We start from the raw sequence: 14,705 nt of genomic DNA, 5'->3' as shown, positions 1-14,705 counted from the left end.
GCAGCACAGTCATGTGCGGAAACAAGTGGAAATGCTGAAAAACCATCCCTACTTTCTGGCGGATTTTCATAATATCTACCTTCGGCAAAGTAATATCCACCCCGTCAATGTATATGTGTCCAGAAGTCGGAATTTCCAGTAAATTCAAACACCGCAAAAAAGTAGACTTGCCGCACCCCGAAGGACCGATAATGGCAATCACTTCTCCTTTATGAATCTCAGTAGTTATCTCGCGCAAAACCTTAAGATTGCCAAAAGATTTATACAGGCGATCGACCTTAACTGCTAGTTTGGAGTCTGCGTTCGAGTACATTGGCCCCCCAAGTTAAACTAAGCACCATCAAATAATAAATTGCGCCGACAAATATCAAAGGTTCAAAGTAAATATATTTTTCTGCTCCCACAATTGTAGCGCGGCGCAGCAAGTCTTCTACGCCAATTACTGAAACTAAAGCTGAATCCTTCAGCAAAGCAATACTTTCATTCACCAATGCAGGCAAGATGTTTTTCAACGCCTGCGGCAAGATAATATCGGCCATCATCAGTTTGTAGGGAACGCCAAGGGATTCTGCGGCTTCTTTTTGACCTTTATCTACGGCTTGAATTCCCGCGCGGATTGTTTCGGAAATATAAGCCCCAGAATTGAGAAAAAAAGTAATCACGCCAGCTTGCAGGGCAGATATATTATAGCCCGTAAGCTGCGGCGTTGCAAAATAAACTAAAGTCAACTGCAAAATTAGCGGTGTTCCGCGAAAAATTGAGGTGTAAGCAGTGGCAAACCAGAACAGCGGTTTAATGCTAGAAATCTTAAATAGAGACAGGACGATTCCCCAGATAAATCCGAGAAATGCCGACAGCAAGGTAAAAGTTAGCGTTACCCAAATCCCGGACCAAATATAAGGCAAACTCGGCACGATTTTGCCAAAATCTAACCCGAACTTGGGCGCTACCGCAGGCTGATTTGCTTGAGCAGGTTCTTGGGGAATCGGTCGAGAAAACCACTTAGTAGCTAGTTCCTTAATTTGACCGCTGGCTTTCATTTGTTGGAGGACTCGGTTGAATTCTGGAACTAATCTCGAACCTTTGTTAAAGGCGATCGCGGAACCGCTTTCTTCAGTATTCGGAATTGTGTTAAATTCCAAGTCGGGGTTCGCTGCTGCATAACCCGTAGCAACAGTATCCTCGATCACTCCTGCCGCGAGGCGGTTCGATTTAATTTCTTGAATGATGTCAGGAATCCTATTGAGAGCAGCCAGTTGCACACCGGGCATTTTTTTGACAGCTTCCTGCTGAATGCTTCCGAGTTGAACGCCTACTTTTTTCCCTGCTAAATCTTTAGCTTTGGTCAAATTGCTGCCTTTATTGGCGACAATTGTATTTTGAGCTTCGTAGTAAAGGTCAGAAAAATCAACATTTTTTTTCCTTTCTGCTGTGGGAGTCATTCCAGCCATGACAAAATCGGCTCTTCCCGCCTGCAAAGCGGGAATTAAGCCGTTAAAATCCATGCCAATAACTTTCAGCTCGTAGCCCAATTTTTTAGTAATATATTTGGCAATATCGATGTCAAAACCGATGATTTCGTTGCCGCTAACAGCCGTATCTTTAAATTCATAGGGCGGGTAGTCTGGGGAAGTCGCGAGTGTTAAAGTCTTGTTGGCTTGGGCGTAGCTGGCGATCGCCATTAAACAAAAGGCGATCGCGATCGCCGCCGCCAACATTGATTTTAATTTTAAACGTTTCATATCGAGCATTTTCCTAAAAAATCCCCTCGCCCACAAATTATGCGAAACTTCACAATTCTGTCACCACTCTAAAGATAGATAATGGTTGACTGTTGACTGTTGACTGTTGACTGTTGACTGTTGACTGTTGACTAATGATTAATGATTAATGATTAATGACTATGGTTTCTCCATTGAGTGTAGTAGTTGTCGAAAACTGATTTGCTTCGAGTTCGCTCGTCCGCGCTTCTAAGGCATTCCCTCGATCGCGCAAGCTGGCTAATTCCGCGGCAAATTCTGATTGCAAGCGTTGCAGTACGGCTAAGTCTTCTTGGGTGAAAAAGTTAGCTTTTGAGGAGCCAATTAGCTTGGTAACTTGGTCTAAGCAAGCGTTCAAACCGATGGCGAATTCCTATCGAGTTAATGCTCGGCTGCCGCGATAGGTTCCGTCTGGATATCCCGCGATGCAGCCGTAGCGTTCCACGAGGGATTGCAGGGCTGGGAAAGCCCAATCTGTCAATCGCACGTCGGATAGTTGAGATACTGATGTTACCTGATTCATAGAGGCGACATCTGGCGATTGAGCTGGGGTTTCTGCTGGAGTCTGGGGATTTTTTTCTGCCGCTTCCTGGGGTTTGATATTGCTTTAACTCGCTGGCTATGGCTGGCGGCGCGGGGGGATTTGATGTTGCTGTTAATGGGCTTTCTGAGGAGTCTGCTGTCGCGCCAGAGTGGACTGTTTCCGGGGGCGCGGGACTGATACTGCTTGGCTCGGCGCGTCTGTTTCTGCGGCAAGCTGAGGCTGGGTTTCCCAAAGTGCGGCTCTTGCGCATTGGGAATGGGCACCTGTGCGGCAGTTGTTTCTGCTGCAAAGACTGTGTTTTTTACACCAATAAATTACTAAAGAAAGCGAGGCAAAACCCCAAACTTTTCCCAAAAAGGTTTGACATTGTTGCTCCTACTATATAAATGAAAAACCTTGTTTCTGGTCACGGCAATTTGAACAGGTTTTACTTGACGAAAACCCTGGCTCGGTCACACTTATTTCACAACCCAACTTTTGAGATTTACAATCAAGTTGGCGTTGAAATTAATAAAATCGACAATCCGCACTCTTTCAGGATAGGCGGACATCTCTGTGTGGCTTTTGTATCGCTCCTAGGCACCCTCGGAACCCTAGAAGAGTTCGTGGAAAATAATTTTTAACGGTAGATGGACCCTGATGGATATTTTATGTTAGTGCAGAACATTGAGCAGTGTCAAGTCCCTGAAGAGATCCGATCGCAGTGAACGATGACAATTTATGGCAAGGCCAGTACCAAGGATGTTACCAATTACCGATTACTCGTTACCCACCATCGATTCCCCCTTACCGTCAATCACTTCGCCCGCTTCCGCCACAATTTCCTGAGATTCAAATTATTTAACAGCCCCTTCTACTTCTGGGGCGATCGACCAACAGCACAAACCCGATGCCCATATTAAAAGTCACGGCTGCAAACTAATACCAATTTAAAAAAGTCTTGCTACAATCCTCAATCTTATACCAATTATTAAAAGTCAAAGCGAACAGTAGGGACTTAGGGGTCCGGCCGTGTCCTGCTCCCCGCGCCGGACAAGGCCCGGCCCCGTGCCCCTACAGAGGCTGGCATACAATTTATCTTTTCACTACTTTTGGGAATTGCTATAAAGTTGGAGAAGGTATTGTTTAATCAACCGAGTTTCTCAAAATCTTGTTAAAAAATCAGCCCTAAAAAAGAAACTATTACCTATTGACTTTTTGGGATTTCTTGTGGTATATTTTAGATAATGGGAGTGGTGGCTTAAATTTAAATTTTGCCACCACTCCCATTATTTAATTGTACTTTATTGAATGCTTAAAGTCAAGCTTTTAACCCAAAAAAAAAAAGGTTTTTTTTTTGATTCCTTAAATTAAAATTAATCGATGCCCATTATCAATTCTCCGTTACCGTGAATTACTTCGCCGATCGCCCAAGCACCAATTCCCTGAGATTCAAACCATTTAACAGCCTGTTCTACTTCCCTGGGAGCGACCAACAGCACAAACCCAACCCCCATATTAAAAGTATTGAACATATCTGCTGTGGCAACTTTGCCCGCTTCAGAAATCCACTGGAAAATTGGCAAATTTGGCCAGCTATTGCGGTCAATTTTCACAGATTGATTGGCTGCCAAACAGCGGGGCAAATTTTCCGGCAAACCGCCGCCTGTGATGTGAGCCATGCCGTGAATTTCTAAACCGCTCTTAATGGCTTCGAGGACTGGTTTCACATAAATTTTAGTCGGAGTTAGCAGCACTTCTCCTAAACTTTTGCCGCCTAACTGTTCGGGTTGGGAATGCCAATCAAAACCTCGATCGCCAGCAATTTTTCTCACCAAACTAAAACCGTTGCTGTGCACGCCCGAACTTGCCAGTCCCACAGCCACATCTCCCACCTGCACCCGCGAACCGTCCAACAAAAGGCTCTTTTCGACAATACCCACGCAAAACCCAGCCAAATCGTACTCACCCGAAGAGTAAAAACCGGGCATTTCTGCCGTTTCCCCTCCTAGCAAAGCACAGCCGGCTTGCTTGCAACCGTCAGCAATCCCGGCCACCACCTCGGCTAATTGTTCGGGATTTAACTTTCCCGTGGCTAAATAATCGAGAAAAAAGAGGGGTTCGGCCCCGGATGTCAGCACGTCGTTGACGCACATCGCCACCAAGTCGATACCTACCGTGTCGTGCCTCCCGAGATTGTGGGCCAATTTCAACTTAGTCCCAACGCCGTCAGTACCCGAAACCATCACCGGCTCTTTTAAACCCTCGGGGACGCTGAAAAACCCGCTAAACCCGCCGAATCCGCCCAAAACTCCCGATCGGTGCGTGCTCTTGACCATACTCCCGATGCGCGAGACAAAAGCTCTGCCCGCCTCAACATCCACACCTGCTTCTCGATAATCCATAAGTCCGCCAAATCGATTTCTAATTTTTAGTTTATTCCCATAACAGTTGACAAACAGCTTTTTTAAGACTAGCCATTCGGCAGCGGACAAAATACAATAAATTTTTGTAAAGTTTTGTAAAGTTTTCGGGAATCGCTCAAACGGCTGTAAGCACTGCAAGTAAAGCATTTTATGAGAGAGGGCTCTGAGAAGATTTGATGAGGATTGGGTGAAAATCGCGATCGCAGCGATCCCCAACCCCAAAAGTTTGTGGTAGTCTGTTGCAGTTCATGAACAACACACAAATTGTGGATCGAGTATGAGTTGTCAAGTGTCAGGGAAGTTTCAGCCAAATTTTTTTGGGGCTGAAGCATTAAAGCAAAAACGCACCCCGATACTTTGCTTTGACTCACGGAGGAATGGTGAAGGGCAAGAGAGAAATCCTTGAGGCCCCTCGCCAAACGGCCAATCCTCCAATCTCGGTTGGCAATGGCTCTTCACAAAAATGGACGTATGAAGGAAAAATTTGTTGGTGGTCTACTCGCTGTCCTGTTAGTTCCTGTGGTAGGAACGGCATCCTCTTGTCACGCACAAGCAACAAGTGCCGGCAAGCAAAACTCTCAGGCTTTCAAGCAAGTAATTTCCACCCAACCTTCCCCGCAGTTAAACGCGACTCGGGTTGAAGCACAAAAAGTCGGACAGTATCAGTACCAAGCAAGAGCTGACATTGACCGAGACTCGATCGCCAAAATTCAGCCCCACGAGTTAGGCGGGCGACAAGCAGCGACAGTCTACGTGCGAAACATTCCAGTCCTCACATTTCTTTCCGCCACTCCGGAAACAAACACCAAAATCGGAGAAACTGGCGACAGCAAAGTTGGTGCTAGCAGTTCGATGCAAGTAGAGGGCACCAAAGAAAATCCCAAAGTTGGAAAGATTGCCAGCAATTCCAACAACCAAGAACCCGATGCGGTGTGGCGGGCATCGAGCTTAGCAGCAAGACTCAACCAGCTAGCCCGCAACAACATCGATCCGAACAGCATTACCGTTAAGTGGGAAAAAGGCGATCGCTACATTATCCAGGCAAACGGCGAGGACTTGGTAAACATCAACGCCGAAACCATCCTGCCCGACACCACCAGGGACTTTAGCCGAGACGCCCTGCAAGCAACCAATCGCCTCCGCAGGCTCCTGGGCAATGCCCCACCCCTGGAAGAAGTCGCAGGCCAACCCCAACCAGAACCCCCCGTGCTGTCTCTGGGCCCAGTTCAAGTGCGGCTCAGCGGCTGGGCTTCCTGGTACGGCCCAGGCTTTAACGGCAACCTCAGCGCCAGCGGCGAGCGTTTTAACCAAAATGATTTGACCGCAGCCCACCGCCACTTGCCCTTCGGAACTAGAGTCATGGTGAGAAATCTCGACAACGGCCGCACCGTAATCGTCCGCATTAATGACCGCGGCCCCTATGTGGGCGATCGGCTCATTGACTTGTCCGCCGGCGCCGCCAGCGTGCTGGGAATGATGAGCAGCGGCGTTGCCAGAGTCGAAATCGAAGTGATCGAGCCGCAGCAGCAAACAACTGTTGGACGGTGAACAGTAGTCTCAGGCAGCATACATAAAGTTATCCGAAGTGTAGAAGGCAGAAACTAAAATAAAACTCACATCTTGCACTCGTCGCCATAGTCGGGCTCTCTTGTACGCGAGCTTGTTGCTAACATCGGTGCAAGAGGTCAGATCGAACAAATTCTGACAATAAATTCTGTATTCTGCCGAATGCCTTCAGGAGATTCTACCGGTGCGCCTGTTTACTACCATTGCAGCACTTCGCTGCTACTTAAATTCACAAAAGTCTGCTGCACCTCATTTGACAGTCGGTTTGGTGCCGACGATGGGAGCTTTGCACGCAGGACATCTGAGCTTGATCCAGCGGGCAAGGCAAGAAAATGCGATCGTCGCCGTCAGCATTTTTGTCAACCCGCTGCAATTTGGACCAACAGAAGATTTTCAAGATTATCCTCGGAATCAAGAGCAAGACCGCCTGTTGTGCTCCCAAGCTGGAGTTGATGTCATTTTTGCTCCCTCAGCAACCGAAATGTTCGGCAACCAAGGAGTCGATTCCCTAGGGGATAGCTTCGCCGCGCGTACAGAAACAGAGAAAACCGCCCAAAAACAGATAGAGATTGACCTTTCATCCTTAACTCAAGTAGTGCCACCGCAGGCGATGACATCGGTTTTGTGCGGCAAGTCGAGGCCTGGTCATTTTCAGGGCGTCGCGGTAATTGTGACTAAACTTTTGAGTTTGGTGCAGCCGACAAAAGCTTATTTTGGTCAGAAAGACGCCCAGCAGCTAGCAATGATTCGGAAGCTGGTCTTTGATTTTAACTTGCCTGTAGAGATTGTCGCAGGTCCGATCGTCCGCGAAGAGTCGGGACTGGCAATGAGTTCTCGCAATCAGTATTTAACACTAGAGCAAAAACAGCAAGCCTCCGTACTCTACCGCGCGCTGCAACAGGCCTCGGAAACTTTTGCTTCAGGGGACCGCACCGCAGCGGCCGCACTCGCTGCAGCCCACGCAGCATTCGCAGTCGAGCCCGCAGTCGAGCTCGAATACGCCGAACTCGTCGATCCCGACACTTTGAGGCCCTTGCAGGTTGTGGAAACAGCGGGACTTTTAGCCGTGGCAGCCAGAGTCGGCTCTACTCGCTTGATTGACAATATAATTCTCAGGAACCGCCGGCCAATTGTGGCGATCGACGGCCCGGCGGGAGCTGGTAAATCTACCGTAACTCGCCTTGCAGCAACTGCTCTGAACTTGTTTTATCTCGATACCGGCGCGATGTATCGGGCCCTGACTTGGCTGGCATTGAAAACAGGCACGCCGATTTCCGACGAATGGGCGATCGCCGAATTAGTCAGTTCCAGCTATTTGGAATACAACCTCGATCCCGCATCCAAGATGTTGAAGATTAACGGCGAAGACGTAACCGAGGCAATTCGCAGTTTGGAAGTGACATCCCGCGTCTCGGAAATGGCGGCGCTTCCCGCCGTGCGGCAGTTTCTGGTGAAGGAACAGCGGCGCTGCGGCAAAAAAGGCGGAATTGTAGCAGAAGGCCGCGATATCGGCACTAATGTGTTTCCCGATGCGGAACTGAAGATTTTTTTGACGGCTTCTGTACAAGAGCGATCGCGCAGGCGGCTATTAGAACTTAAAGAGGCCGATCGGGCTAATATTAGCTTGGCACAGTTGGAACAAGACATCGCCCTACGGGATGAAAAGGACAGCACCCGCGAGGTTGCACCTTTGCGCAAAGCGGCTGATGCTGTGGAAATTCAAACAGACAATCTGACTGTTGCTGAAGTTATCGATCGGATTGTCGGCTTGTACAAACAGAGAATCGGTTCTAAAAGTTAATTTTAGAACCCGCGGGCGATCGATCGCCCCTGATATCAAATCCGGTTAAACTCACATCTTGCACCATTCTCAAGAACAGGCAAGATGCCTGTTCCACAAGAAAATTCACTCTTTGTGGAACAGGCATCTTGCCTGTTCATAAAAAGCTTATTGAGAATGGTGCAACATCTCAGGTTAAACCAACTTGCAGCGTCCGGTAGGGACGCGGACCGATGCGGGCCCAGTCCCTAAGAATTTGACACTCCCCAGCCTAAAGGCGTGGGGATTCTTAATTCAGCGACTGACCTTAAAATTGACTATCCTTACGGCATTACTTAAACCAAATACCCGTTCAATTGAACCAAGTATCGAGCCTAACTTAGACAATCCCAGCGGGTCTATCTCCAAAAGCGTACTAGAATATTTATCTAGAGTTTGGGTATGCCCTACCCTACTGTACAGACGTTCTGCCAGAACGTCTCTAAATAGTTTGTTTTTGCTGGTTTAAGGCTTACTGAATTCAGCCTCTAGCTGTTTAAAGAGTTTTCGCTGCTCAGGGTCCAACAATTTATGCCTAAAAGTGTGTCTCATGTCCTGTTTCACTTGAGGCACAGGTGTTTAACCTTGACTACTCTAGTATACTAGAAATTTCCTGACTTTTAGGAAGGGATTTAAGAAATTAAAGCCGTCCTAGAAGGACAGGGTTTTAAACCCAGATTTTTGATAACGTGGCATTAACCGGATTTGAGCGCGGTTCCCCGGCGGCTGGGCCAAAATTTCAACCATCCCCCGTTTTCATGGGTTAGGGGATTTCTGGCACACAAATCTTAAATTTTTTGATCCGGACGGACTTCCCAGCGATCGGTCATTTGCAGTAGCATCTTTAGGTGCCATCAAATTTAAGACGATCTTTTAACAATACTTCGGACAGTTTCACGGCCCGCGCATAGGTAGCTAGAAACCCGGTTTCTACGAGTTTTGCGGCGAGTCACGATAAATCTACGAATAAACCAAACCGGGTTTAGCTTTTGCCACGAGTCCGCACAATTGAAATTAGGTTTTAAGATTGTAGTCAGCGTTGTCTTGTGCCAGCATATTGCCCTGGAACCCTTATTCTACTGTTAGCAATCAAAAACTTTCCGAAGTATTGTTCTAAAGTTGATTAACTTGATATCAACATAAAATCTAGAATTAACTGTGCAAGGTGTGAAGGAGAGAATGACGTGACAAAAATGAAACGGCTGTTGAGGCGGCGAAAAACTTTAATCGTTGCTTTTATCGCCGCCACAGCAAGTTTTTTGCTGGGTGTGACGTTGCCAATTAACTTGCGGGCAAATCAGCCATTGAAACCGATTCAGGCGCAAGTCTTGACCGTATCCCAGTCGCAAGAACAAAAGCCGACCTCCAATATTAATCAGTTCAAACAGGCGATCGCCCATCGAGTTGAATTTTCCCAACAGGCTCTAGCCGAATTGCAGGGAATGCGCTTTCAATCAACCGTACCGGATCAGTTTCAAGGTACAACCATTCGTGAGGCGAAACTCGACTCCCAGCACAAGGCGATCGCCCTGACATTTGACGACGGCCCCTGGCCGAAAACAACTACACAAATCCTAGAGATTCTCAAGAAAAACAATATTAAGGCTACATTCTTCTGGGTAGGAAGATACCTGCAAGCTTATCCCGACATTGGCAAACAGGTCGCAGCAGCAGGTCACGCGATCGGCAACCACACTTGGAACCACCAATATATTAAGTATAACGAAGACGGTGCAGCTCGCGAGATCGATCGCACATCATCCTTAATTGAGGAATTGACCGGCATCCAAACATCGATGTTCCGCCCGCCAGGAGGCATTTTAAACAATGGATTGGCAGCTTACGCTCAAAAGAAAAATTATTCAGTTGTGATGTGGTCTGCTGATTCTTTTGATTGGCGGACTCTTACGGAATCTTTGATAGACAACGTGATGAGGCAGGCAAAATCCGGGGGTATTGTGTTGATGCACGACGGCGGCGGCAATCGAGCGAGAACTGTAAAAGCTTTGCCTGATATTATTGCTAGATTGAGAAAGGAAGGGTACATTTTCGTAACAGTTCCCGAATTATTGCAGATGCAAGAACAAGAGTTAAAACGCCAGGAAACAGCAAAAAAATAACAATTTACAAAAGTGGGACTTTACACCATTTTTCCATTTTTTTGTAGGTCGATTGCTCGATTTTTCAGAACGATCGCTATCTTGGGCTACACAAATCGATCGACAATCGCTAGGCTATAACAGAGCATCAGTTCGATCGCGAGTCGATCGCGTACCAGCCATGAGCCAAAGTCTTAATGCGACAGGGTTGCCCCCCGCCTTCCCGGATCACACCCAACTCCCCGAATCAGACGGCACGTTCGTGAAGAACTTCCAAGAACATCCTCAGAGTATCCTGCTCACCGACTCCCTAGAAAGCACACTGCAAACGCTTCACCCCGACGGACAATATGCGATCGGGCAAGATAGCGGGATATACTGGCGCGAAACCGACCCCCCCGAACGCGGAGCCGAAGCCCCTGATTGGTTCTACGTCCCCAACGTTCCGCCCCTATTAGACGGAGAAATTCGCCGCTCTTACGTGCTGTGGCGCGAGTATATGGTGCCCATAATTGCGATCGAATTGGCGAGTGGGGATGGTTCCGAAGAACGCGACAACACGCCTTTATCTCGTTTGCCAGAAGGTACTAATCAGAAGCCAGGGAAGTTTTGGGTATACGAACAGATTATCCGCATTCCCTACTACGCCATCTATACAATTAAAACTAGCCAACTGGAAGTCTACAACTGGGTGAACGCCCGCTATCGCCTGTTGGAACCGAACGATCGCGGACATTACCCGATCGAGCGCATGGGAGTAGAGTTAGGCGTATGGTTCGGCAGCTATCAAAATCAGACACAGCGTTGGTTGCGCTGGTGGGATAACCAGGGGAATTTGTTGCTGACGGGGAGCGAGCAAGCTCGACTCGAACGCCTCCACACCGAACAGGAACGGCAGCGGGCTGAAGCGGAAAGTCAACGGGCTGAAGCGGAAAGTCAACGGGCTGAAGCGGAAAGTCAGCGGGCCGATCGCGTCGAGCAAACACAACGAGAAGCCATCCCCCAACTACTGGCAATGGGTTTAACCGTCGAACAAGTTGCCCAGGCGCTTTCTCTGTCGGTGGAAGAGGTGCAGCGTTTGGGATAAAGGGCGATTATGCCAAAGGAAACCGTTAGTGCAATTCAATCGATCGAATCTCAGGAGTTCAGAGTATGCTGACACCGCGATATAACTCCTCGATCGGCATTTCCAGCCCAATACTCCGCAGCATCACCGCATCGCCTGCTTCATAAACCACCGTTTCCCAGCCCAGGGAACTCGCATCCTGCACCCGACGACGACACTCCACCCGCATCTGGTTCTGTGCGATTAAAACATACTCTTCCAACGATTCAAGCTGTTGATAATCCTCAAACTTCTCACCGCGATCGAAGTTTTCAGTCGTTGGGGATAGCACCTCAGCAATCAACTTGGGATAACGCTTCACATAACGATCTTCGCGATCGCGCGGATCGCAGGTGACAAACGCATCTGGATAGTAGAAGAACGAATCCGCATAATTCACCTTGACATCAGCCGAAAAAAACTGACAGTCACCATCGCGCAGGTGAAGGTTAATCGCAGTTATCAAATTAATACACAGACGGCTGTGGTCATCGCTACTTCCCGCCATCGCGTACACCAAACCGCGCCGATATTCATGCCGGACGGTATTATCACGTTCGAGGGCAAGGTAATCTTCCGGGCTAAACCCAGACGGGATGGCAATCATAGCGTTAGAGACAAAATCGATACCTTAATTGTAGCCATCATAATTTCGCCGGGGTACTACCACCATAGCCCGGTAGGGTTTGGTGGCATGGGGGATAGGCGGGTTGCTGGAGGGACGGAAGCGACCAATTAATCTTTGTCATCACGTTTAATCTTCCTTTTGAGACTGCGAATGTATTCTCTGAGTACATCTGTCTGATTTCTTCCTTCCTGTTCGCAGTATGCTTGCAATGTTTCTAACTCTTGCTCTGGCAGTCTAAAGGTGATAGCTTTCATAGGTTCACTTTGTATTGCTATATGCAGTATAGTAGCAATATGCTAATCACCTACCAGTACAAGCTCAGCCCTACTCCTGAACAGGCGTCCACGATGGAAGTCTGGGGAGAGTTACTGCGTAGACATTACAATTACGCACTGGCTCAAAGGCTGGATTGGCTACGCCGCACTCGATGTCAGATTGACCGATGCAGTATTGTGTCTGAACCGATAGGTGATATTCCTGACAAAGTTGACTACTACACTCAAGCATCGGAGTTACGCCAAACCAAAGAATTGTTTCCTGAGTACAAAAACATCTATGCCGATTGCCAACAACAGAACTTAATGAGGTTAGATAAGGCTTGGAAACGTTGGTTGATTCCTGACAACAAAGGCAAACGTGGTGGGCGTCCTCGGTTTAAGAAACGGGGTGACATTTGCTCGTTTACCTTTCCACGAGTCAACTGCCAAAAAGCCGGAGCGCATCTAGTTGGGAACATCCTCAAGTTGTCAAAAATTGGCGAGATTGAAGTTATCCTGCATCGTCCAATCCCGGACGGGTTCACGATTAAGCAGGCTACCTTAGTCAGGAAAGCTGATGGGTGGTATGCGAGTTTGTCGCTGGAAGATGGGACTGTTCCTGACCCGCTACCAGTCGATGAAATCAAGAATGCAGTCGGCATAGATGTAGGTTTAGAGAAGTTTTTGGCGACCTCAGACGGGCAAGCGGTAGAGATTCCGCAGTTTTACCGTTCGTCTCAACAGCAATTAGCTCGTCATCAACGGCAACTGGCACGGATGGAAAGGGGTTGCAAAAACCACCAACGACAATCCAATAAGGTTGCTCGTCTCCACCTGCATGTTGCCAGACAGAGAAAAGAGTTTCATTATCAAGTTGCACATTGGTTGTGTGACCAGTACGACTTGATAGCGTTTGAGAACCTGAACATTAAGCGCTTGGCAAGAACCCGACTCGCCAAGTCGATATTGGATGCAGCCTGGGGAAGTTTCCTGAATATCCTGCAAGCAGTTGCGGTAAAACGCGGTAAGTGGGCAATTGGAGATGACCCTAGAGGAACCAGTATCGAATGTTCTGGTTGTAGTGAGCGGGTCGAGAAAATACTCAAGGATAGAGTTCATAATTGTCCTCATTGTGGATTGATTATCGACCGAGACTGGAACTCTGGAATAAACATTTTAAATCGGGCAAAAAGGACGCTTGGACTAGCGTTTGCTGGCTGCGGAGGATACTTGGGTACAAGTCCTATGAGGCAGCAAATCTCAATTGCGAAATTGGGAAGCCCCCACCATAATCGTAAGATTTGGTGGGGGAGGATGTCACATTACCAATTTAGGCTGGAATCTAAGGGCAAATTTTGCAACTGAGAATTCACCCAATTAGCGGCCGCCAAACCCGATCGCAAAGCACCATCTATTTGACCTTCCCCGCACAAATCCCCCGCACAAACCAGCGGCAAAGTCCCCCCAGCCACCAAACAAGAAACAGGCAAAGGATTTCGACAAAAAGCATAGCGCCAGCGGTGAACCTGCAACCATTCCGGCTGTTTCAGCCAAGGGATTAAATATTCAGAAGTGCGATCGAGCAATTCTTGACCGACTGTTGGCAAATCCGCAGATTCTAGATGGCGATCGGCAAAAGAAGCACTGCTGTGAACCACAAACACAGGCTGCTGCGACTCAAGCCGCTTGCTGCTATCTAAACCAACCCAAGCTAAATCAGCATCATCTCGAAAAGTAACAGATTTCCACTGCGGATTTAGATTGCTTAAATCTTGCTGTTTTGCCGCAGAATAGCCAGCCATAACGGTAATGCAAGGGTCGTAATCCACAGAACGCAATTTGTCAATAAAATCAGATTGCAAACCGATTTCTGAATTCAAAAACATTAAAGCTTGAGGTGCAGGAATTGCCACAACTACAGCCTTAGCCATCAATTCTTGAGGTATCTCTAAATTGTCGTCGGTAACTTCCAGAGAAAGCTGCCACATTTGACTGTCGGTAGGAGAAATAGCTTGGACGCGGCGGCCGTACCAAATATCTAAATCCTGGGCCAGATACTTACCGATAGCATTCATACCAGCAGGTGCGACATAACAAGAACTAGGAATAGAGAACATTTCTCCTTGTCGGAATTCTCGCACACTATCCGTCCAGAGCTTGAGGATGTGGCGATCGACCAAAACCTCAATTAACCCCTGTACCGCATCTCCCTGCGGTTCCAAATAGCGAGCCCCGTGATCGGCCCTAGTACCCTGTACGCGGCGGGTAGCGACTCGTCCCCCCGCGCCGCGAGATTTCTCAACAACCGCCACAGAATAACCAGCTTGACGCAACCGTTGAGCGCAACTGAGCCCCGCCATACCCGCACCAATCACCGCAACATCGAACATAATTGAACTTCCAGATACATTACTTACCGGACTTTTTCTAGGAAATAAGCCTTGAGCTGATTTCTTAACTTGCAGTTAATTTGCGATAGCAACGAGCGGTGATTAAATCAGAGTGAAAAACCTCGCTAAGAT

The 14,705-nt window shown here is 48.0% G+C and carries 14 protein-coding genes and 1 pseudogene; 6 read left to right on the top strand and 9 right to left on the bottom strand.

Going from position 1 to position 14,705, the window contains the following annotated elements; genetic code table 11:
* The 4 genes and pseudogenes from QUB56_RS29830 to QUB56_RS29815 form a co-directional block, all read right to left on the bottom strand.
* Nucleotides 1-313: ATP-binding cassette domain-containing protein (locus tag QUB56_RS29830; RefSeq protein WP_332959966.1), on the bottom strand; the 313-nt coding region annotated here is incomplete at its 3' end.
* On the bottom strand, nt 279-1,742 hold the full coding sequence (locus QUB56_RS29825; RefSeq protein WP_332959965.1) for an ABC transporter substrate-binding protein/permease: 1,464 nt from the start codon (nt 1,740-1,742) through the stop codon (nt 279-281). The genes QUB56_RS29825 and QUB56_RS29830, both read right to left, overlap by 35 nt.
* 160 nt (nt 1,743-1,902) lie before the next feature.
* Nucleotides 1,903-2,283: pseudogene (locus tag QUB56_RS29820) on the bottom strand (iron uptake porin); the annotation flags it as partial.
* Nucleotides 2,280-2,567 carry a hypothetical protein gene (locus tag QUB56_RS29815; protein WP_332959963.1) on the bottom strand — a complete coding sequence of 96 codons (288 nt, stop codon included), beginning with the start codon at nt 2,565-2,567 and terminating at the stop codon, nt 2,280-2,282. The gene QUB56_RS29815 and the pseudogene QUB56_RS29820, both read right to left, overlap by 4 nt.
* Before the next feature lie 123 nt (nt 2,568-2,690).
* Between QUB56_RS29815 and QUB56_RS29810 the strand changes: the two genes are divergently transcribed.
* The gene (locus tag QUB56_RS29810; RefSeq protein ID WP_332959961.1) at nt 2,691-2,927 is read left to right on the top strand and encodes a hypothetical protein; all 237 of its coding nucleotides are present in this window, start codon (nt 2,691-2,693) and stop codon (nt 2,925-2,927) included.
* A gap of 732 nt (nt 2,928-3,659) precedes the next feature.
* Here QUB56_RS29810 and purM read toward each other — a convergent pair.
* A complete protein-coding gene (gene purM, locus QUB56_RS29805; RefSeq protein ID WP_332959970.1) occupies nt 3,660-4,688 on the bottom strand; it encodes a phosphoribosylformylglycinamidine cyclo-ligase in 1,029 nt (342 codons plus the stop codon).
* A gap of 492 nt (nt 4,689-5,180) precedes the next feature.
* Between purM and QUB56_RS29800 the strand changes: the two genes are divergently transcribed.
* Together QUB56_RS29800 and QUB56_RS29795 are read left to right on the top strand one after the other, a co-directional pair.
* Entirely contained in the window at nt 5,181-6,257 is a 1,077-nt protein-coding gene (locus QUB56_RS29800; protein ID WP_332959960.1) for a septal ring lytic transglycosylase RlpA family protein, read from the top strand.
* Nucleotides 6,258-6,459: 202 nt separating this feature from the next.
* On the top strand, nt 6,460-8,076 hold the full coding sequence (locus tag QUB56_RS29795; protein ID WP_332959959.1) for a bifunctional pantoate--beta-alanine ligase/(d)CMP kinase: 1,617 nt from the start codon (nt 6,460-6,462) through the stop codon (nt 8,074-8,076).
* Here the strand turns inward: QUB56_RS29795 and QUB56_RS29790 are convergent.
* Entirely contained in the window at nt 8,066-8,203 is a 138-nt protein-coding gene (locus tag QUB56_RS29790) for a hypothetical protein (protein ID WP_332959957.1), read from the bottom strand. The genes QUB56_RS29795 and QUB56_RS29790 overlap by 11 nt on opposite strands.
* A 1,084-nt stretch (nt 8,204-9,287) precedes the next feature.
* On the opposite strand from QUB56_RS29790, the gene QUB56_RS29785 reads away from it, so the two are divergent.
* A complete protein-coding gene (locus QUB56_RS29785; RefSeq protein ID WP_332959969.1) occupies nt 9,288-10,214 on the top strand; it encodes a polysaccharide deacetylase family protein in 927 nt (308 codons plus the stop codon).
* Nucleotides 10,215-10,374: 160 nt separating this feature from the next.
* Nucleotides 10,375-11,280, top strand: coding sequence for a Uma2 family endonuclease (locus tag QUB56_RS29780; RefSeq protein ID WP_332959968.1), 906 nt, complete (start codon nt 10,375-10,377; stop codon nt 11,278-11,280).
* 58 nt (nt 11,281-11,338) lie between these two features.
* Here QUB56_RS29780 and QUB56_RS29775 read toward each other — a convergent pair whose 3' ends face one another.
* The gene (locus tag QUB56_RS29775) at nt 11,339-11,905 is read right to left on the bottom strand and encodes a Uma2 family endonuclease (protein ID WP_332959955.1); all 567 of its coding nucleotides are present in this window, start codon (nt 11,903-11,905) and stop codon (nt 11,339-11,341) included.
* Between the two features lie 128 nt (nt 11,906-12,033).
* Nucleotides 12,034-12,180: a ribbon-helix-helix protein, CopG family gene (locus QUB56_RS29770; RefSeq protein ID WP_332959953.1), complete on the bottom strand. Its 147-nt coding sequence runs from the start codon at nt 12,178-12,180 to the stop codon at nt 12,034-12,036.
* A gap of 21 nt (nt 12,181-12,201) precedes the next feature.
* On the opposite strand from QUB56_RS29770, the gene QUB56_RS29765 reads away from it, so the two are divergent.
* Nucleotides 12,202-13,548 (top strand): RNA-guided endonuclease InsQ/TnpB family protein, encoded by a 1,347-nt coding sequence (locus QUB56_RS29765; RefSeq protein WP_445243417.1) that lies wholly within the window; start codon nt 12,202-12,204, stop codon nt 13,546-13,548.
* Here the strand turns inward: QUB56_RS29765 and QUB56_RS29760 are convergent.
* Entirely contained in the window at nt 13,506-14,573 is a 1,068-nt protein-coding gene (locus QUB56_RS29760; protein WP_332959951.1) for an FAD-dependent oxidoreductase, read from the bottom strand. The genes QUB56_RS29765 and QUB56_RS29760 overlap by 43 nt on opposite strands.
* Between the last annotated feature and the right edge of the window lie 132 nt (nt 14,574-14,705).

The sequence above is a fragment of the Microcoleus sp. AR_TQ3_B6 genome, assembly GCF_036702785.1.
In the GTDB taxonomy this organism is placed as follows: Bacteria; Cyanobacteriota; Cyanobacteriia; order Cyanobacteriales; family Microcoleaceae; genus Microcoleus.
The sequence above is the reverse complement of the archived record's forward strand: the minus strand, read 5'-3'. Positions and strand labels throughout refer to the sequence as shown.

What these genes read in the sequence shown, in the direction of transcription:
- QUB56_RS29825 (WP_332959965.1), bottom strand. Translation starts at nt 1,742, where the DNA reads ATGAAACGTTTAAAATTAAAATCAATGTTGGCGGCGGCGATCGCGATC.
- QUB56_RS29810 (WP_332959961.1), top strand. Translation starts at nt 2,691, where the DNA reads ATGAAAAACCTTGTTTCTGGTCACGGCAATTTGAACAGGTTTTACTTG.
- purM (WP_332959970.1), bottom strand. Translation starts at nt 4,688, where the DNA reads ATGGATTATCGAGAAGCAGGTGTGGATGTTGAGGCGGGCAGAGCTTTT.
- QUB56_RS29800 (WP_332959960.1), top strand. Translation starts at nt 5,181, where the DNA reads ATGAAGGAAAAATTTGTTGGTGGTCTACTCGCTGTCCTGTTAGTTCCT.
- QUB56_RS29790 (WP_332959957.1), bottom strand. Translation starts at nt 8,203, where the DNA reads ATGCCTGTTCCACAAAGAGTGAATTTTCTTGTGGAACAGGCATCTTGC.
- QUB56_RS29785 (WP_332959969.1), top strand. Translation starts at nt 9,288, where the DNA reads ATGAAACGGCTGTTGAGGCGGCGAAAAACTTTAATCGTTGCTTTTATC.
- QUB56_RS29780 (WP_332959968.1), top strand. Translation starts at nt 10,375, where the DNA reads ATGAGCCAAAGTCTTAATGCGACAGGGTTGCCCCCCGCCTTCCCGGAT.
- QUB56_RS29775 (WP_332959955.1), bottom strand. Translation starts at nt 11,905, where the DNA reads ATGATTGCCATCCCGTCTGGGTTTAGCCCGGAAGATTACCTTGCCCTC.
- QUB56_RS29770 (WP_332959953.1), bottom strand. Translation starts at nt 12,180, where the DNA reads ATGAAAGCTATCACCTTTAGACTGCCAGAGCAAGAGTTAGAAACATTG.
- QUB56_RS29765 (WP_445243417.1), top strand. Translation starts at nt 12,202, where the DNA reads ATGCAGTATAGTAGCAATATGCTAATCACCTACCAGTACAAGCTCAGC.
- QUB56_RS29760 (WP_332959951.1), bottom strand. Translation starts at nt 14,573, where the DNA reads ATGTTCGATGTTGCGGTGATTGGTGCGGGTATGGCGGGGCTCAGTTGC.